Source organism: Enterobacter quasimori, from assembly GCF_018597345.1.
Taxonomy (GTDB): Bacteria; Pseudomonadota; Gammaproteobacteria; order Enterobacterales; family Enterobacteriaceae; genus Enterobacter; species Enterobacter mori.
In genome coordinates this window covers 984347-1002048 of record NZ_JAHEVU010000001.1, presented here as the reverse complement: position 1 = coordinate 1002048, position 17702 = coordinate 984347, and the positions used below count along the sequence as shown (strand labels likewise).

General features: G+C 54.0%; 20 protein-coding genes and 1 tRNA gene. 10 read left to right on the top strand and 11 right to left on the bottom strand.

All coding sequences use genetic code 11. The annotated features are described in order from the left end of the window. The first annotated feature begins 113 nt into the window (after window positions 1-113). Window positions 114-566 (top strand): macrodomain Ter protein MatP, encoded by a 453-nt coding sequence (matP, locus tag KK102_RS04920; RefSeq protein ID WP_010429344.1) that lies wholly within the window; start codon window positions 114-116, stop codon window positions 564-566. A gap of 64 nt (window positions 567-630) precedes the next feature. Here the strand turns inward: matP and ompA are convergent, their stop codons facing one another. Further along, complete coding sequence (ompA, locus tag KK102_RS04915; protein WP_126543620.1) at window positions 631-1686, bottom strand: porin OmpA; 1056 nt, start codon at window positions 1684-1686, stop codon at window positions 631-633. 355 nt (window positions 1687-2041) lie between these two features. Beyond that, window positions 2042-2551, bottom strand: a complete 510-nt coding sequence (sulA, locus tag KK102_RS04910; protein WP_126543864.1) for an SOS-induced cell division inhibitor SulA — start codon at window positions 2549-2551, stop codon at window positions 2042-2044. A gap of 217 nt (window positions 2552-2768) precedes the next feature. Between sulA and KK102_RS04905 the strand changes: the two genes are divergently transcribed. Further along, on the top strand, window positions 2769-3395 hold the full coding sequence (locus KK102_RS04905) for a TfoX/Sxy family DNA transformation protein (protein WP_042719042.1): 627 nt from the start codon (window positions 2769-2771) through the stop codon (window positions 3393-3395). Here KK102_RS04905 and yccS read toward each other — a convergent pair. Further along, on the bottom strand, window positions 3352-5514 hold the full coding sequence (gene yccS / locus KK102_RS04900; protein ID WP_089598375.1) for a YccS family putative transporter: 2163 nt from the start codon (window positions 5512-5514) through the stop codon (window positions 3352-3354). The two genes, KK102_RS04905 and yccS, sit on opposite strands and share 44 nt — an antisense overlap. Window positions 5515-5532: 18 nt before the next feature. Continuing rightward, the gene (locus tag KK102_RS04895; RefSeq protein WP_100165146.1) at window positions 5533-5979 is read right to left on the bottom strand and encodes a YccF domain-containing protein; all 447 of its coding nucleotides are present in this window, start codon (window positions 5977-5979) and stop codon (window positions 5533-5535) included. A gap of 123 nt (window positions 5980-6102) precedes the next feature. Here KK102_RS04895 and helD point away from each other — a divergent pair, with 123 nt between their 5' ends. Then, a complete protein-coding gene (gene helD / locus KK102_RS04890) occupies window positions 6103-8157 on the top strand; it encodes a DNA helicase IV (RefSeq protein WP_216357082.1) in 2055 nt (684 codons plus the stop codon). Window positions 8158-8215: 58 nt separating this feature from the next. Here the strand turns inward: helD and mgsA are convergent, their stop codons facing one another. Beyond that, window positions 8216-8674 (bottom strand): methylglyoxal synthase, encoded by a 459-nt coding sequence (mgsA, locus tag KK102_RS04885; protein WP_008499922.1) that lies wholly within the window; start codon window positions 8672-8674, stop codon window positions 8216-8218. A gap of 80 nt (window positions 8675-8754) precedes the next feature. Then, complete coding sequence (csgI, locus tag KK102_RS04880) at window positions 8755-9417, bottom strand: curli synthesis inhibitor (RefSeq protein ID WP_174339306.1); 663 nt, start codon at window positions 9415-9417, stop codon at window positions 8755-8757. A gap of 171 nt (window positions 9418-9588) precedes the next feature. Between csgI and KK102_RS04875 the strand changes: the two genes are divergently transcribed. Further along, entirely contained in the window at window positions 9589-10002 is a 414-nt protein-coding gene (locus KK102_RS04875; protein WP_216357081.1) for a CoA-binding protein, read from the top strand. A gap of 35 nt (window positions 10003-10037) precedes the next feature. Here the strand turns inward: KK102_RS04875 and hspQ are convergent, their stop codons facing one another. Together hspQ and rlmI are read right to left on the bottom strand one after the other, a co-directional pair. Continuing rightward, window positions 10038-10355: a heat shock protein HspQ gene (gene hspQ / locus KK102_RS04870; protein ID WP_013097248.1), complete on the bottom strand. Its 318-nt coding sequence runs from the start codon at window positions 10353-10355 to the stop codon at window positions 10038-10040. A 60-nt stretch (window positions 10356-10415) separates the two neighbouring features. After that, entirely contained in the window at window positions 10416-11606 is a 1191-nt protein-coding gene (gene rlmI, locus KK102_RS04865; protein ID WP_216357080.1) for a 23S rRNA (cytosine(1962)-C(5))-methyltransferase RlmI, read from the bottom strand. 174 nt (window positions 11607-11780) lie between these two features. Between rlmI and KK102_RS04860 the strand changes: the two genes are divergently transcribed. From KK102_RS04860 to yccX, 3 genes are read left to right on the top strand one after another with little or no spacing between them, the layout of a single operon-like run. Next, window positions 11781-12338 carry a kinase inhibitor gene (locus tag KK102_RS04860; RefSeq protein ID WP_126543624.1) on the top strand — a complete coding sequence of 186 codons (558 nt, stop codon included), beginning with the start codon at window positions 11781-11783 and terminating at the stop codon, window positions 12336-12338. A 10-nt stretch (window positions 12339-12348) separates the two neighbouring features. After that, a complete protein-coding gene (locus KK102_RS04855; RefSeq protein ID WP_216357079.1) occupies window positions 12349-13137 on the top strand; it encodes an AraC family transcriptional regulator in 789 nt (262 codons plus the stop codon). Window positions 13138-13148: 11 nt separating this feature from the next. Continuing rightward, the gene (yccX, locus tag KK102_RS04850) at window positions 13149-13430 is read left to right on the top strand and encodes an acylphosphatase (RefSeq protein WP_023617863.1); all 282 of its coding nucleotides are present in this window, start codon (window positions 13149-13151) and stop codon (window positions 13428-13430) included. Here the strand turns inward: yccX and tusE are convergent. Together tusE and yccA are read right to left on the bottom strand one after the other, a co-directional pair. Further along, complete coding sequence (tusE, locus tag KK102_RS04845) at window positions 13427-13756, bottom strand: sulfurtransferase TusE (RefSeq protein WP_010429378.1); 330 nt, start codon at window positions 13754-13756, stop codon at window positions 13427-13429. The genes yccX and tusE overlap by 4 nt on opposite strands. An 88-nt stretch (window positions 13757-13844) precedes the next feature. Next, on the bottom strand, window positions 13845-14504 hold the full coding sequence (gene yccA / locus KK102_RS04840) for an FtsH protease modulator YccA (RefSeq protein WP_023335168.1): 660 nt from the start codon (window positions 14502-14504) through the stop codon (window positions 13845-13847). 269 nt (window positions 14505-14773) lie between these two features. On the opposite strand from yccA, the gene KK102_RS04835 reads away from it, so the two are divergent. Continuing rightward, the gene (locus KK102_RS04835) at window positions 14774-16402 is read left to right on the top strand and encodes an ABC transporter substrate-binding protein (RefSeq protein WP_216357078.1); all 1629 of its coding nucleotides are present in this window, start codon (window positions 14774-14776) and stop codon (window positions 16400-16402) included. A 130-nt stretch (window positions 16403-16532) separates the two neighbouring features. After that, window positions 16533-16620 (top strand) — tRNA-Ser (locus KK102_RS04830). Between the two features lie 65 nt (window positions 16621-16685). On the opposite strand, the gene KK102_RS04825 is transcribed toward KK102_RS04830, so the two are convergent. Continuing rightward, complete coding sequence (locus KK102_RS04825) at window positions 16686-17090, bottom strand: GNAT family N-acetyltransferase (RefSeq protein ID WP_216357363.1); 405 nt, start codon at window positions 17088-17090, stop codon at window positions 16686-16688. A gap of 312 nt (window positions 17091-17402) precedes the next feature. Between KK102_RS04825 and KK102_RS04820 the strand changes: the two genes are divergently transcribed. After that, complete coding sequence (locus KK102_RS04820; RefSeq protein WP_032674491.1) at window positions 17403-17660, top strand: YjhX family toxin; 258 nt, start codon at window positions 17403-17405, stop codon at window positions 17658-17660. Window positions 17661-17702 lie beyond the last annotated feature (42 nt).

The following is a 17702-nucleotide window of genomic DNA, read 5'->3' as shown; positions in this document are numbered from 1 at the left end:
GGGATTTCAGTGAGTGAATCTCAAGCGATGTTTCACAGGATATGATTTCTTTTCAGCAGATTGCCAAAAAACTGATATTCTGAACAGAGTTACATGGTAACACTGAGATCGCAATGAAATATCAACAACTGGAAAATCTCGAAAGCGGCTGGAAATGGAAGTACTTGGTCAAAAAGCACCGTGAAGGGGAGTTGATCACCTGCTACATCGAAGCCAGCGCTGCGCAAGAAGCCGTGGATATTTTGCTGACCCTCGAAAATGAACCGGTACAGGTGAATAGCTGGATTGAGAAGCATATTAATCCCGCCCTGTTAAACCGGATGAAGCAAACTATCCGCGCGCGGCGAAAACGGCATTTTAATGCCGAGCATCAGCACACCCGTAAAAAATCAATTGACCTGGAGTTTATGGTCTGGCAGCGTCTGGCGGGGCTAGCGCAACGGCGAGGAAAAACGCTGTCAGAGACCGTAGTACAACTGATTGAAGATGCCGAGCACAAAGAGAAGTATGCCAGCCAGATGTCGACGCTGAAGAACGACCTTCAGGCTCTGCTGGGTAAAAAGTAGTTTCTTACTTTTCTTCAGACAATAAAAAACCCCGCATGGCGGGGTTTTTTTATAAGACGATAACTTATGCCGCAGGCTGAGTTACAACGTCTTTGATACCTTTAACTTCGATCTCAACGCGACGATCTGGTGCCAGGCAGTCGATCAGTGCAGCGCGAGCTTTCACGTTGTCACAGGTAGAACCGGTCACTGGGTTAGATTCGCCCATACCACGTGGGGAGATCTTGTTAGCTGGGATACCTTTAGATACCAGGTAATCAACTACAGACTGAGCACGTTTCTCAGACAGTTTCTGGTTGTAAGCGTCAGAACCGATACGGTCGGTGAAGCCCAGAACCACTACAGAACCATCTTTAGGATCCAGGTTGCTCAGCTGGGTGTACAGCTGATCCAGTGCCTGCTGACCTTCTGGTTTCAGGGTAGCTTTGTTGAAGTTGAACAGAACGTCAGACTTCAGAGTGAAGTGCTTGGTCTGTACTTCTGGAGCTGGAGCCGGAGCTGGAGCTACGATTGGTGCAGCATCTTCCTGCTGACCGAAACGGTAGGAAACACCAACGCTCAGCATGCCGTTGTCTGGACGAACGCCAACGGTAGCACCGTCACCAATGTTGTTAACCCACTGGTATTCCAGACGGGTAGCGATGTCACGGGTCATAGCCCACTCAACGCCACCAGCGAATACTGGGGAAACACCGGTGTCATGGTCGTCGCCAGCACGGTTGTTGCTGGAGTCTGCACGCCATACCATGCCGCCCAGACGGGTGTACACGTCCAGATCGTCAGTTACTGGGTAACCCAGTTTAGCGGTCAGCTGTACGCCTTGAGCTTTGAAAGCGCCATTGATGTTGTCGCCTTTGTATGGCATACGACCTAACCAGTCGTAACCCATTTCAAAACCAACATACGGGTTAACCTGATAGCCACCGAACGCGCCTGCACCCAGCTGGCTCTCGTGAGTCGGGCCATCGTTGTTCAGGCTGCTGTTGTACCAGCCGGTGTCATGGAACTGAGACCAGCCCAGTTTACCACCTGCATACCAGGTATTATCTTTCGGAGCGGCCTGCGCTACGGTAGCGAAGCCAGCCAGTGCCACTGCAATCGCGATAGCTGTCTTTTTCATTTTTTGCGCCTCGTTATCATCCAAAATTTGCCATGAAGATCTCTGCAGAGAAATCACGGTTAAATCCTTCACCGGGGGGCGTGGTCAAATATAAATCTACCGATATCTTCGGCTTAGGCCGAGCACCCCTGGCGATGTAAAGTCTACAACGTAGATGAAAACTTACAAGTGTGAAGTCTGTCAGGCATATGAAAAAAAAAGTTCCGTATACCTAATATTTAACATTTTTTGAACGAAAATTGTGCAGCTAAATTAACGAGAACCGCTCCAGACAAGCCTTGCCGAAGATTTGACGCGTTGAACTATTTCTGCATCTTATGGTCGAAAAAAATTCCAGGAAAAATCTTAATTTCACTCAATGATACAAATTTGAGTGAATTTTTAGCCCGGAATGTTGTCCTCTGCGATAAGAATCTGCACGAACCGGTCGCATAATAAACCCCATCGCGTGACCTTCTTCCGCTGCTTCCGTCAGTCTCAGGTGTTCCTCTTCCGAGAGTTCCTCAGGCAGCCATCCGATCACCACACTGTAATTCCCTGTACGTAAGGCCCGAATCATTGAATCTACCGTATCGCAGGGTGAGAGTTGGTTAATCTGCATCACTTTCGCCAGCGGCAGGCCCGCAGACAGAACCCACTCGCGGCTTAATTTTTGCTGTGGCGTCAGCCAAAGCTGCCAGCGTGATTGCTGACCAAGCTGTTGCAACAGCGGCAGTAATAAGAGTTGCGTCAACAGAGGCTGGTCTTCACGGTAAACCACTTCACTGATAAGCCCTGTAGAATCACGCCCGACGGATTTCTGCGCGACATTGCCAGCGGTAGAAGAGAGAGATGTTGAGCGATTTGCATAGCCTGAAGTGTACATATTCATTCCAGCCCTGTGGTTACTGTATGGATATACAGTAACCCCTGTATGCATAAAGATCAACCTCATTTTCGGAAAGAGACTCGCAAATTTCACCCATTCTTGGTGCGCCATAAAAAATCATCTTGCCCTCCAGCAATAAGTTGCCTATTTTCCTGCTAACGGATCCGTTAGTGAGAAATATCGTTGTTAATAATTGATTTTTAATGGAATTATCATGAAAAAGATATCTTATGAGCGGATTTATAAATCGCAGGAATACCTCTCACCGTTAGGCGAAATTCATCATCGGGCGCTATTTGGTGGGTACACTCTGGCGGTGGATAACGCGGTGTTCGCGATGGTGTCTGAAGGAGAGCTTTACCTTCGGGCCTGTGAAGAGAGTGCCAGGTATTGTGTAAAAAACGCCTCTTCGTTTCTGACGCTAATGAAACGAGGCCGTCCCGTCCTGCTTAATTACTATCGGGTGGACGACGGGCTGTGGCAGGACAGGGACAAATTGCTCCAGCTTTCCTCCTTTGCTCTCGACGCGGCAAGGAAAGAGCGCTGCCAGCGCCATCAGCGCAACCGGCTAAAAGATCTTCCGAACCTGACCTTTCAACTTGAGGTGCTGCTTTTAGAAGCAGGCATCACTAATGAGGAAACCTTACGGGAACTGGGCGCCAGGAAATGCTGGTTAAAGATGAGATCCAAAAACAAGGCCTTAAGTATAAAGGTGCTGTTCGCGCTGGAAGGTGCCATCGAAGGGCTACATGAAGCGGCGCTCCCGGCCGACATTCGCCGGGAGCTGACAGAGTGGTTTAATGCGCTGCCCGAGAGTCAGGAGCATCATTCCTCAAGGTAGCGATCTGCTGCTGCAGCCGGCAGATTTCCGGCAGCAGGGCAATCAGCAGGCCGATTTGCTGCAGGACCAGCGGTGCTTTGTTGTCGGCACCCGGATCAAGGTGGGCAATACGTTGGGCCAGTTCATCCAGCGATTGTTGAACGCGCGGCTCATCGGCTGGCCGATGATGTAGGGCATCATCGACGTAGCAGACAGCATCATCCAGTAAGGCAAGAATGCCCGGGTTGGTCAGTTTCTCACGGTGTGCGCCCAGCGTAGAAATATAGCTAGTGAACGTATGATTCAGACACAGCAGACGAAAAGCGGTTTCACGAATTTCCGCGGTGGCGCGCGGTTCCGTGGACATGTTCGAGACCACCGACGCCAGTTCGGCATCGCTGTTATGCGCATCGCGCCGGGCAATGCGATAAGCAAGGCGGTTATCGCGCCCCTGGTGGTATTGCTCCAGGATCGCATCAAGGTACCGGCAGTTTGCATTCATCGCCCTGTCTAACACCCGCGGCAAATTACGAAAACGCCAGTCGGGCCAGATGAAACTCACCGCCGCCCAGGCGATAGCGCAGCCAATGAGCGTGTCGATCACGCGGGGCAGGGCAACTTCAAACCCTTCTCCCAGCAGGTTAAAGCACAGTAAAACCAGCAGCGTGATGAACATCGTCGCGTGGGCGTATTGCACATTACGGAAGGCGAAGAACAGCACGCCGGTAATGACGATCAGCACCAGTTGGCCCTCGATGGACGGCACGAAATAGAGCACCGGCAGACCAATGGCGACGCCTACCAGCGTTCCAATAATACGTAACGCCAGGCGGTGGCGGGTGGCGTTATAGTTGGGCTGGCAGACAAACAGGCTGGTGAGCAGGATCCAGTAGCCGTGGTGTAAACCGGTTATTTGAATAAACGCGTAACCCACGCACAGCACCAGTGACATTCTCACCGCGTGACGAAACAGGGCAGATTCCGGCGTAAAATTGCGGCTCAGCCGCAGCCACATGTCGCTAACGCTATGCACGCTGTCATCAGCAAGCTGATTATCGGCATCGTTGCCCGGCATGGCCATCGCCTGTTCGGATTCAATGGTCGCCAGCTGAGCATCGATTGCCCGCAGGTTATTAAGCAAAAACCCCAGCGCTTTTATATGTTCCGGTGCGGTTCCACTGGCCTGCACGCGGTCGATTGCCGCATCAAGATGGCTAAACGCGCGCTCAAACCGCGGGTCATGCTGATAGGGCGTCCGCAGCAAAATTGAACGCGCTAGCTGCTGACACGCCTGAGACTGCATTGAAAGTAACCGCTGGAAGCGGAACATTACGTCGCTGTAGCGGAACGTTTCACGCAGGGCGGCATACTGAACGTGTGAAGAGCTGGCGCGCTCATGGATGTCCTGCGCGGCAAAGTAGTAGTGAAGCGTTCTTCGCGTCCCGCGTTGGCCGCGGTCTCCGCGCAGGCGGGTCAGAAGGGAGGCTTTGGTCTGGTTCAGCGTGGCGACCAGTTGGCCGTTTGCCAGCGCCAGATCGTAAAGAGGGGCCTGGCTTTCCTCTTCGATATCCGGGTCAAACAGCCGGGATTTCAGCTCCAGATAATGAGCCAGCTGTTCATAGCTGCGGGCAAGGTTATCCTGCAGAGGGCGCACCGGGAAGATGAGGTGCCCGGTTAACGTCAGCAGGTTATACCAGATGGCCCCCAGCAATAGCAGCACGGGTTGCTGGTACCACTGATCGTACAGGGACACACCCAGCATGGTGTAAATAGCAATCAGCAGCGCGCCAAATGCGATGGTGGCATAACGCTGTCCAAGCCCGCCGAGCAGAATAAAGCCGCTGGTGGAGAGCGTAAGGCCTAAGGCAAACAGCCAGGGCCACGGGAAGAGCAGCTCGACAGACGCGGACGCAATAAAGAAACAGACAAGAGTGATAACCAGGTTGCGCAGACGCCCGGCCAGACGGTCATCGAGGTCCGCAAGCGCCCCCGCAACCACCCCTAACGTGAGCGGAATCGTGAGCTTAACGTCATTCAGCCACCACGGCAGAGCAACGGTGCCACAGAGGGCGATAAAAATTCTGACGTTATAAAGCCAGATGCTGTTCCAGGTATAACGGCGAAGCAGTGGGCTTAGCATGAGCGCGGCCAGTCCTTATTACTGAAAACGACGGCGAGCATTGGCCTCACGCGCGGCTTGCGCCACCTCAACCGGGACGACCCTACGTCCAACCGGCCACAGGGCAATGACGGCAATTTTAAAGTTCGCGATCCCAACAGGAATGCCAATAATCGTCACGCACTGGGCGATACCGGCAAAAATGTGCATCAGGCACAGCCACCAGCCAAAGAAAATCAGCCACAGAATATTCAGCACGGTGCCGCCGGTATTCATCAGCGCGTTTTTACCTTCCGGGTTCAGCTCATCGACGTGGACAGCCTCATTACCGTAGGGAATAAAGGAGAGTTTGGTGATTTCCCAGCAGGAGCGCGTCAGCGGCAGGGTAAAGATAAGCACGATGCTGACCAGAGTGGCAAAAAGCCAGGAAAGGGTGGTGGCAAAACCGCCCAGCACAAAATTCAACACATTCAGAACGGTACGCATAAACCCTCACTTCCTTTCGATAAAATTAACGCCCACTGATTGTAACGTTTTTTTAGGCTGGAGCACCTTAAAACTGGCAGTTAAACTATCAGGCAAATTATCTTTTCGTGGATCCGGCTGGATATGGAACTGAAAGCAACGTCAATGGGCAAACGCTTGGCTCAACACCCTTACGACAAGGTTGTGCTCCTTAACGCGGGAGTGAAAGTCTCCGGGGAACGCCACGAATATCTCATTCCCTTCAATCAAATGTTGGCGATCCACTGTAAACGTGGGCTGGTGTGGGGCGAGCTGGAGTTCGTTTTGCCTGCCGATAAAGTGGTGCGCCTTCACGGCACCGAGTGGGGGGAAACCCAGCGTTTTCATTACCATCTGAACACGCTCTGGCAGCAGTGGAGCCAGGATATGAGCGTGATTGCCGCCCAGGTTTTGCAACAGGTACTGGATGAAATCGCGCAGAGCGATGCCCAACATAAATGGCTCACGCGCCAGCAAACGGCGGGACTGCAGCAAAAAATAAAACAGGCGCTGACTGCGTTGCCGTTCCCCGTGGCGCGTCTCAATGAGTTTGATAATTGCCGCGATGCATGGCGGAAGTGCCAGGCATGGCTGAGCGATATTGATAAAAGTCGCCTTGCGCATAACCAGGCCTGGACCGATGCCATGCTCACCCAATACGCTGATTTCTTCAGCACGGTTGAGTCATCGCCGCTTAACCCTGCGCAGGCGCGTGCGGTGGTCAACGGTGAACAATCTCTGCTGTTGCTGGCGGGAGCCGGGAGCGGTAAAACCTCGGTGCTGGTGGCTCGCGCAGGCTGGCTTCTGACCACGGGCGAGGCCGTTGCAGACCAGATTCTGCTGCTGGCATTTGGCCGCAAAGCCGCACAGGAGATGGACGAACGTATCCAGGCGAGACTGCATACCCAGGATATCTCGGCCAGAACGTTTCATGCGCTTGCATTGCATATCATTCAGCAGGGCAGCAAGAAAGTCCCGTCCATCAGTAAGCTGGAAAACGACACGCAGACGCGCCAGGCGCTGTTCATTGAAACGTGGCGGCAGCAGTGCAGTGAGAAAAAAGCACAGGCAAAAGGCTGGCGTCAGTGGCTGGAGGAAGAGCTGAACTGGGCGGTGCCGGAAGGCAGTTTCTGGCAGGATGACAAGCTGGCACGTCGGCTCGGCTCGCGTCTCGATCGTTGGGTCAGCCTGATGCGCATGCACGGCGGTTCGCAGGCCGAGATGATTGAAAGTGCCCCGGAGGCGATCCGCGCGGTGTTTTCAAAGCGCGTGAAGCTGATGGCTCCGATGCTAAAAGCCTGGAAAACGGCACTGAAAGAGGAGAACGCCGTCGATTTCTCCGGGCTTATCCATCAGGCCATTATCATTTTAGAGAAGGGGCGTTTCGTCAGCCCGTGGAAGCACATACTGGTGGATGAGTTTCAGGATATCTCTCCGCAGCGTGCCGCACTGCTCTCGGCGCTGCGGGCGCAGAACAAACATACGTCGCTGTTTGCGGTGGGGGATGACTGGCAGGCCATCTATCGCTTTAGCGGGGCGCAGCTTTCACTGACGACAGCGTTTCACCACTATTTTGGCGAAGGCGATCGCAGCGATCTGGACACCACCTACCGCTTCAATGCGCGCATTGGCGAAATAGCCAACCGCTTTATCCAGCAGAACCCGCACCAGCTGACCAAACCGCTCAACAGCCTGACGCCGGGGGATAAAAAAGCGGTCACCCTGTTAGCAGAAGATCAGCTTGAGCCGCTACTGGATAAACTGAGCGGCTACGCGAAACCCGACGAACGCATTCTGGTGCTGGCGCGCTATCATCACCTCAAACCGGCCGCGCTGGAAAAGGCCGCTACACGTTGGCCGAAACTGCAGCTTGAATTTATGACAATTCATGCCAGCAAAGGGCAGCAGGCGGATTATGTCATTGTGGTGGGGCTTAAAGAGGGCAGCGACGGTTTCCCGGCCCCGGCCCGTGAGTCGGTGATGGAAGAGGCCCTGCTGCCGGTGCCGGAAGATTTCCCGGATGCAGAAGAGCGACGTCTGCTGTATGTGGCGATAACCCGCGCGCGTCATCGCGTATGGCTGTTGTTCAATAAAGAGGAGCCATCCGTGTTTGTCGATATTCTGAAGAGTATTGATGTGCCGGTGGCGCGTAAACCATAGCGATGCCCGGCAAGATTTTGTAGGCCGGGTAAGGCGCAGCCGCCACCCGGCAAAAAAGCTACTTCAGTCTCTCGGAAAGATAGCGCTGATAGTCCGGGATCAGGATATCAACCGGCGAATTAAACTGCGGCGATTCGATGATGAAATCCGCCGTCGACAGGTTCGTTGCCACCGGGATGTTCCACACCGTCGCCAGGCGCAGCAGGGCTTTCACGTCCGGGTCGTGTGGAACCGCATTCAGCGGATCCCAGAAGAAGATCAGCACATCAATTTTCCCTTCCGAAATCTGCGCGCCGACCTGCTGATCCCCGCCCATCGGGCCGCTCAGCATGGCGTTCACCTCCAGACCCGTTTCGCGCTGGATCAGGTTACCGGTGGTGCCGGTCGCGGAGAGGGCGTGCTTTTCCAGCAATGACTGATGGCGGCGAACCCAGTTAAGCAGCATTTGTTTACAGTGATCGTGCGCAACCAGAGCAATGTGTTTGCGTTCCGGGAGCGTGCGTGTTGTCAGTTCCATAATCATATCCATCAGGTTAACTGACTACACGATGACGGGAACCGCCTGATGCTGCAAGAGAAAGGCGTAAAAAATGTGGCTTACGACGAAGGTTGTTGTTTTGCCCACTGTAAAAAGCGGGCGCGCGTATCGGGATCGGCCTGCTGAAACCAGAATTTCAGGCGTTGCTCCGTCAGCGTCTGGGACTGAGGCGGAATAACATCCAGCTCTGAAACACCGGATAACAGCGTACTGTCGTCGGCCATCATGGTGGCAAACTGCGGAAGAGAGGCGCGTTTGCCCGCTTTGTTATAAGACTCGGTTGCGGCCTCGTAGTCCGTGCCTTTTGGCGAGGTGGTTAGCGCCAGAATATCAAGCTTCACCGGGATCGGCATCGAATCCCCATCCAGCAGCTCAACGCGCGGCGCGGCGTCGAAAGCGACGGACTCTTTTTCGCTCTCAAGCCGCGGCAGGGTAATATTTACCTGACTGACCCGCTGGGTATTAAAGCTGACAATCAGTGGGGGAGAGATGTACATCCGTTGTTCATGGTTCGCAAGACCGATCGTTTTTTCTACCCGAAACACCAGCTGGTGCGGCCCGTTATCCAGTTCGATGCTCTCTGCGCCGCGCAATAATGAACTGGAGACTTTTTTTCCGTCCAGCACCAGCAGGTCAATATCAGTCGAGAGCCGAAGCGTGGTTGCAAAAACGCAAACCGGCATCACTAACGCAATCACAGCAGAGACAATGCCGGTTTTCATAGGTGACTCCAGTTGAAAATTATACCCGCAAGAATGTATCAAAATTTTTCGATAATCACGTTTACTAACATATAGACATAAATCACCGTTTTGCCCTCATACATCTGTATGGGATGGATGGTTGAGATGTGCGCTTTGGCGTACACTTTGTAAAAAGCCTGGAGAAAAAGCATGAAAGAGAATGATATTGCCGAGATTTTGACATCCACGCGCACTATTGCGCTGGTGGGTGCCAGCGATAAACCGGATCGCCCAAGCTATCGCGTGATGAAATACCTTCTCGATCAGGGCTATCACGTGATCCCCGTTTCGCCGAAAGTGGCGGGAAAGACGTTATTAGGCCAGCAGGGCTACGCCACGCTTAACGATGTACCGGAAAAAGTGGACATGGTGGATGTGTTCCGTAATTCCGAAGCGGCATGGGGCGTCGCGCAGGAGGCGATTGCCATTGGTGCGAAAATGCTGTGGATGCAGTTGGGCGTCATCAACGAACAGGCTGCCGTGCTGGCGCGCGAGGCGGGTTTACAGGTGGTTATGGACAGATGCCCGGCGATTGAAATCCCCCGGCTGGGGCTGGCGAAGTAAAAAAAAGGCCCGATTACCGGGCTTTTTTTACACGCTCAGTTGCGCAGGCGCGGCGCCTGCAACTGCTTGCGGATAGTCTGCGCTAATTCATCCATCGTGGGTTGCTCCGGATGTTCATCCTGCAGTTCGCTGCTTAACTGCGCCTCAGCGAGATAGGTGTGAACGGGTTGCCCGTCGTCACCTTCCATCACCACGTGGTACCAGGGCGCGGCACGAAGCTCTGCATTAACCGCCAGCTCGTCGGCTGAGGGTTCGTCAAGGGAATACTCCGGGTCGATATCCACGACCACACCCAAATACCCAAGCAAGGTGTGGCGGACCTGCTGGCCGATACCGAATTTGCTGGCAATCATAGTCACCTCCCGGGAAACATTACTTACACACGATGTGAGGGCAATATTTCTCTTTTCAAGTTACATGACGCGACAGGCAAACCCTTTCAGATACAGCCCTTCCGGGTAGGTAGCGATCACCGGATGATCGGCCGCCTGACGGAACTGCTCTATAAATTGTACATCACGACCAGCATCTATTGCGGCATCGGCGATGATTTTCTGAAATAAATCTGTGGTCATCAGGCCGGAGCAGGAGAAGGTCAGCAGCACGCCGCCCGGGTTCAGCAGCTGGATAGCCAGCATGTTGATATCTTTGTATCCACGGCAGGCACCCATCAGCTGGCTTTTGTTTTCCACAAACTTGGGTGGATCCATCACGATGACGTCGAACTTCTCGCCCTGGTCGCGATATTTACGCAGCAGCTTGAAGACGTCATCACGCACAAACTCCGCTTTGCTCAGGTCCAGCTTGTTTAGCTCAACGTTCTGTTTTGCCACGTCCAGCGCTTCCTGCGAGGTGTCCACGCTCACCACCTGAGCACAGCCGCCCATCAGCGCCGAAACGGCAAAACCGCCCGTGTAGGAGAAGCAGTTCAGCACGCGCTTGTTCGCCACGTACTGACGGGTTGCCAGACGGCTATCGCGCTGGTCGAGGTAGTAACCTGTTTTGTGGCCGCCCTGAATATCCACCAGCAGCTTCATGCCGTGTTCTTCGATAGGCAGCAGGGCTGGCGGTAATTCACCGGTAACTGGCCCTTGCGTCAGCTCCATGCCTTCTTTTTTACGCACCGCCACATCGCTGCGGTCGTAAATGGCGCACTGTGGGAACAGCGTTTGCAGCGCGCTAATCAGCGCGGCACGCTGGTATTCCGCTCCGGCGCTCAGGAGCTGTAGCACCATAAAGTTACCGAAGCGATCGATGGTCACGCCCGGCAGGCCGTCGGACTCACCGGCAATCAGGCGGTAGCTGTCCAGCCCGTCGCGTTTTGCCAGCCACTCACGCCACTGCTGAGCCTGCTGCAGACGACGCACGAAGAAGTCGATGTCGATGGTTTCATCTTTATCGAACGTCCAGACGCGCGCGCGGATCTGCGATGCTGGCGAGTATGCGCCGCGCGCTAACCATTTCCCCTGATGGTCAACGATATCGATGGTTTCACCGAGGTTGGCTTTACCTTCCATACGCGCAACCGCGCCGGAAAAGACCCAGGGATGGCGGCGCAGCAATGACTTCTCGCGCCCTTTGGCTAACACTAAACGTACACTCATAATTTGCTGTTCTGTCGATTGCATGGAAATGGCGCGTAGATTAGCACATTCAGCAAGGCGCAATCATCTGCGGATGCCGTTGAGCGTTTCGGCACAAAATCAAATCGCTTAGGCACATTAGGGCATGGTTGCGTGCTTTATCTTAGGGCTTCCGGTTCAGCAGAGGAAATACCCATGAAAAAGCGCAGCGTCATCACAATAGCCGCTCTGACGGCAATGAGTTTTCAGGCTTTCGCAGCACCGTCTTTCAGCATGACCAGCCGGGATATTTCCGGTGAACGGCGGTTAGCGTCACCGCAGGTGTTTGAGGGATTTGGCTGCCACGGTGGGAATACCTCACCGCGGCTGGCGTGGACAAATCCGCCCGCGGGTACGAAAAGTTTTGCCGTCACGGTCTATGACCCGGATGCGCCTACCGGCAGCGGCTGGTGGCACTGGACAGTAGCCAACATTCCCGCGAAGACAATGACGCTGCCCGCTGACGCCGGTAACCCCAATGGAGAAAAATTACCTGCTGGCGCCGTGCAGGGGCGTAATGATTTCGGTTATTCTGGATTCGGCGGCGCATGTCCGCCCGCAGGCGATAAGCCTCACCGTTATCAGATGACCGTCTGGGCGCTGGACGTGGATAAGCTGCCCGTCGACAAAAATGCCAGCGGCGCGCTGGTCGGCTTTATGCTCAATAGTCACGTTCTGGCAAAGGTTCAGTTAACGGCAACCTACAGCAGATAAGGATGGCGGGGTGCAGGAGTTCCATTTTCGACATAAACATCTCACGGCGGGTGAAGTGAGTGCCAGCAAAATGCATCGCCTGCACCAGGTTAAGCTCTTTTTTCCGGCGATTTGCCATATCACTCACGGCAGTAAGGTGATTGTGCAGGACGACAACCGCCTGGTGGCAACCCGGGATGAGCTCATCATTATTCCTGCCAATACGGCGATGGAGATCATTAATCAGCCTGCAAATGGTCTGTTTCACTCGGACTTGCTGATGTTATCGCCGGAAATTGTTGCCGAGTTTAAAGCGCATTACCTGAAATCCTGGCCGCGCACGGCGCTGCATTCGCTCTGTGCTCCGCTGAGTGAAGGGCTTGCGTTTATGTGGGATAACCTGCTGCACGCCGTGCGTCAGGAGTTACCGGAGGCGCTGCAAAAACATCAGGCCTTCGGTCTGTTGCTGGCCTTGCTGCATGACGGCGTGGCAGGCCCGCTGCTTATCGAGCGAAGCAATAACCTGACCGAGCAGGTGCGGCAGTTTATTATGCTGTCGCCCGCCAGAGCCTGGACCGCGCAGGACGTCGCCAGCCGTCTCGCAGTAAGCGTACCGACGCTGCGCAGGCGGTTACGCGAGGAGTCTCAGAGTTTTCGCCAGATTGTGGAGGAGGTGAGGATGGCCGTTGCGCTGTCACAGCTACAGTCAACCCGATTACCGATCGGCGAAATCGCATTACAATGTGGTTATCTGTCCAGCTCTCGTTTCACCGCCCGTTTTCGGCAACACTACGGCTGTTTACCGAAAACGCTACGTTAAGGAGAAGAAGAATGTCTAAAGTCTGCACCATTGCCTGGGTTCACGGCGTCGTTCAGGGCGTCGGGTTCCGATACAGCACCCAGCGCGAGGCCGTTCAGCTTGGGCTAACGGGATACGCGCGCAACATGGACGACGGCAGCGTTGAGGTGGTCGCCTGCGGCGAAGCGGAGCAGGTCGACAAGCTGGTGGCGTGGCTGAAAGCGGGCGGGCCGCGCAGCGCGCGGGTTGATAAGGTCTTAACGGAACCGCATCAACCCGGTCGGGAGTACGTTAACTTCGGTATTCGCTATTAAATGCACTTCACCGGCTTTGGCAGGCCAGCAATCTTTGTTGCCTGTTTTGCCGGGCCTTTTGGAAACAGGCGATAGAGATAGCGGCTGTTGCCTTTCTCTTCACCGAACTTATTGGCCATGGCTTTGACCAGCATGCGGATGGCCGGAGAGGTGTTGAATTCGAGATAGAACTCGCGCACGAAGCGCACCACTTCCCAGTGTTCGGGGGAGAGGACGATACCCTCTTTCTCCGCAATCACCGCTGCCAGCGCTTCACTCCACTGGCCACTCTCTTTAAGATAACCGTCGTTATCGGTCTCGATCTCTTTGCCTTCAAAACTCAACATAATCATTCACGCATCAGTCAAAAACCGCAGCAGTGTACCAAAAAACAAAGCCCCGCATAAGCGGGGCCAGATTTACATTGCTGTGGCTTTAATCGCGGCTGGCGAAGCCCAGGATGCTCAGCAGGCTGACGAAGATATTGTACAGCGACACATACAGGCTCACGGTAGCGCGAATATAGTTCGTCTCACCGCCGCGAATGATGTTGCTGGTTTCAAACAGGATGGCACCTGAAGAAATCAGAATAAACACGGCGCTGATCGCCAGATGCAGGGCAGGCAGCTGCAGGAAGATGTTCGCCACCATACCCACCAGCACCACCACGACACCCGCCATCAGCATACCGCCGAGGAAGGACATGTCCTTACGGGTGGTCAGCACGTAGGCCGAGCAGCAGAAGAACACCAGTGCGGTACCGCCCAGCGCCATACCGATAAGGTCACCCATACCGGCAGACAGATAGGCATTCAGCATCGGCCCCAGGATATAGCCCAGGAAGCCGGTGAAGGCAAACGCAGACAGAATACCGACCGGTTTGTCAGCGGTTTTGTAGGTCAGGAACATCAGACCATACATCCCCACCAGCGTCAGGATCAGCCCCGGAGACGGCAGCATCAGCACGGTGCTGGCGGTGGCGGTGATCGCTGAAAATGCCAGCGTCAGGCTAAGCATGAAATAGGTATTGCGCAGCACCTTATGGGTACTGAGTAGCGATGTGCGGTCGCGTGAAGATGTAATTATACGATCCATGAGTCACTCTCTTATGACAGATGTAATTAACGGCAAGAATAGGAAACGGCGCGCCAGTCTCAAAGTGGTTTTACCCATCTTTACTCAGCACGTTAGCGCTGATGCTGGTTATTTCTTCTGCAAAAATCATTTCCCACAGGATGAACAGCGGATTACGAATTTTATTCAGATCAACCTCTTATAGGTTACTGAAAAATATTGCCTTATTTCAATGCGGGCGCTAAGAGTTATTCCCGGATCGTCATAAAACAGACAATAAGGCGAAGGACATGAAACCACAAACACGCACTAACTTTACACTCTCTTTGTTAACCGCGGCCATACTGTGCACCAGCACGGCAAGTTGGGCGGCTAACGTGCCGGCAGGAACCCAACTGGCAGAGAAGCAGGAACTGGTCAGGAACAACGGTAATGAGCCGGCCTCGCTCGACCCGCATAAAGTCGAAAGCGACGTCGAATTCAATATTATCAGCGATTTATTCGATGGGCTGGTCAGTGTCTCCCCGGCGGGGGACATTCAGCCACGGCTGGCGGAAAAATGGGAGAACAAGGACAACACCGTCTGGACGTTCCATCTGCGCCCGGGCATCACCTGGAGCGACGGCACTGCCATCACCGCGGAAGATGTGGTCTGGAGCTGGCAGCGTCTGGTTGATCCTCAAACCGCTTCACCGTATGCCAGCTATCCAGGCAACATGCACATTGTGAATGGTGCGGATATTGCGCAGGGGAAAAAAGCACCCGATACGCTGGGCGTGAAAGCGATAAACGACACCACGCTGGAAGTCACATTGACGCAGCCTAATGCGGCATTCCTGGCCATGCTGGCGCACCCGTCACTGGTGCCGGTGGACAAAGTGCTGATTGGCCGCTTCGGCGACAAGTGGACCAAGCCTGAACATATCGTTACCAGCGGTGCCTATAAGCTGTCCCAGTGGGTGGTCAACGAACGCATTGTGGCGGAGCGCAACCCGCGCTACTGGGATAATGACCATACCGTGATTAACAAGGTGACGTATCTGCCTATCACCTCCGAGGCCGCAGATGTGAACCGCTATAAAGCGGGCGAAATTGATATTGTCTACACGGTGCCGATCAACCAGTTCGCTCAGCTCAAAAAAACGCTGGGCAGCGAGCTGGATGTCTCTCCGCAGCTGGCAACCTATTACTACGAATTTAATACCACCCGGCCGCCGTTCAACGACGTCCGCGTGCGCAAGGCGCTGAACATGGCGCTCGATAAAGACATCATTGCCGGGAAAGTATTAGGGCAGGGGCAGCGTCCTGCGTGGCTCATCAGCCAGCCGGATATCGGCGGCGTTAAGCTACAGAACCCGGATTACGCCAGCTGGCCGCAGGACAAGCGCATCGCTGAGGCGAAAAAATTGCTCGAAGCGGCCGGGTATAACGCCAGCCATCCTCTGCGCTTCAACCTGCTCTATAACACCTCTGAATCGCACCAGCGTATCGCGATTGCGGCCAGCTCCATGTGGAAAAAGAACCTCGGCGTGGAGGCGAAGCTGCAAAATCAGGAGTGGAAAACCATGCTGGATACCATGCATACCCACAACTTTGACGCGGTGCGTTACGCCTGGATTGCCGACTACGACGACGCGGCGACATTCCTGAACAACTTCCGCACCGGCGACAGCGAAAACACCAGTCAGTACAGCAATCCGGAATACGACCAGGCGCTGGTGAATGCCGCAAAAGCCAAAACAACGGAAGAGCGGGGTAAGTTCTACCAGCAGGCGGAAGATCTGCTGGGACGTGATGTGCCCGCCATTCCGGTGTATCACTACGTCCGTACGCATCTGGTCAAACCGTGGGTGGGCGGATTTACGCCGGATAAGCTGGGGTACTATTACACGAAGGACATGTACATTAAAAAACACTAAGCCTGTGCTGATAAAATCGTCGATGTGTTGTCAGTTCAACCGATTAAACACGTTTTGACTATTTTTACAGCGAACGAATGCCGCGACTCTTTACAGCACGCAGAGAGGTGTTTATAGTTCGGCTCACTTAGGAAGCGTGGCCGAGCGGTTGAAGGCACCGGTCTTGAAAACCGGCGACCCGAAAGGGTTCTAGAGTTCGAATCTCTACGCTTCCGCCAAATATGAACCCCAGGTTGCTCGTCAACCTGGGGTTTTTCTTTTTGTTTTAACGCGGATTTGCCCTTCACCAGATTCTGGCCATTCCTTCGCTTGCCGGGCGAACGAGCGTAAAACCAAATTTTGCATAAAGCTCAGGCACATCCGCCATTAAACAAACGTAGGCACCTTTGCAGGCATGGTTATCCAGCCAGGCAACAAGCGTTTCCATAATGACTCTGCCAAGCCCTTGCCCCTGATAAAGGGGATCAACGGCGACGTCGACAATATCGAAATTCAACGCACCGTCCCCCACGATTCGCCCCATACCCACCGGTTTACCCTCACACAGAATATGCATGCCATAACAGCTGCCGGGCAGCGCTTTTCGTGCCGCCTCCAGCGGGCGAGGGCTAAGGCCCGAAATTTCGCGCAGGCGGCAAAAAGCCTCTGCAGTGGGGACGGTTTCAACCACGGTATAGTTATCAGGCATAAAAAAACTCCAGTCAGTGTCAGTAAGGTGCTCCAGTCTGGCAGTAAAACTGACTAAAGACGATTTCACGGATCGATCCACTTCACACTTTTAACCTCCCGCTATTTCCCTGTAAAAAACAGGCGTTATCATTCACACCGCAAATATCTTTTCATCTCTCACCGAGGCTTTGATGCTGGAGAATGTTTTCATCAGATAATCAGTTTCCCGCTCTTTTCAGGACGGACTGGTTATCGCTGCGCTTAAACCTTACGCACGCACCTGCGGGTGTGGGCTTGTTTTTACGCATGATGATTACACAGGTTTTCCAGTATGAATTTATCCCGTCAGGAACAACGTACCTTACACGTTCTCGCCAAAGGTGGACGTATTGTGCACGTCCGCGACAGTTCTGGCCGCGTCACGTCCGTTGAGTGCTACACCCGTGAAGGGCTGGTGCTGAGCGACTGCACGCTTAACGTCTTTAAAAAACTCCGCACTAAAAAGCTGATCCGGTCCGTGAACGGGCAGCCTTATCGCATCAATACTACCGGGCTGAACAACGTTCGCGCCCAGTTGGATAATCGTTAAGCGGAATAAACAACGCCACCCTTGGGTGGCGTTGGCGGACGG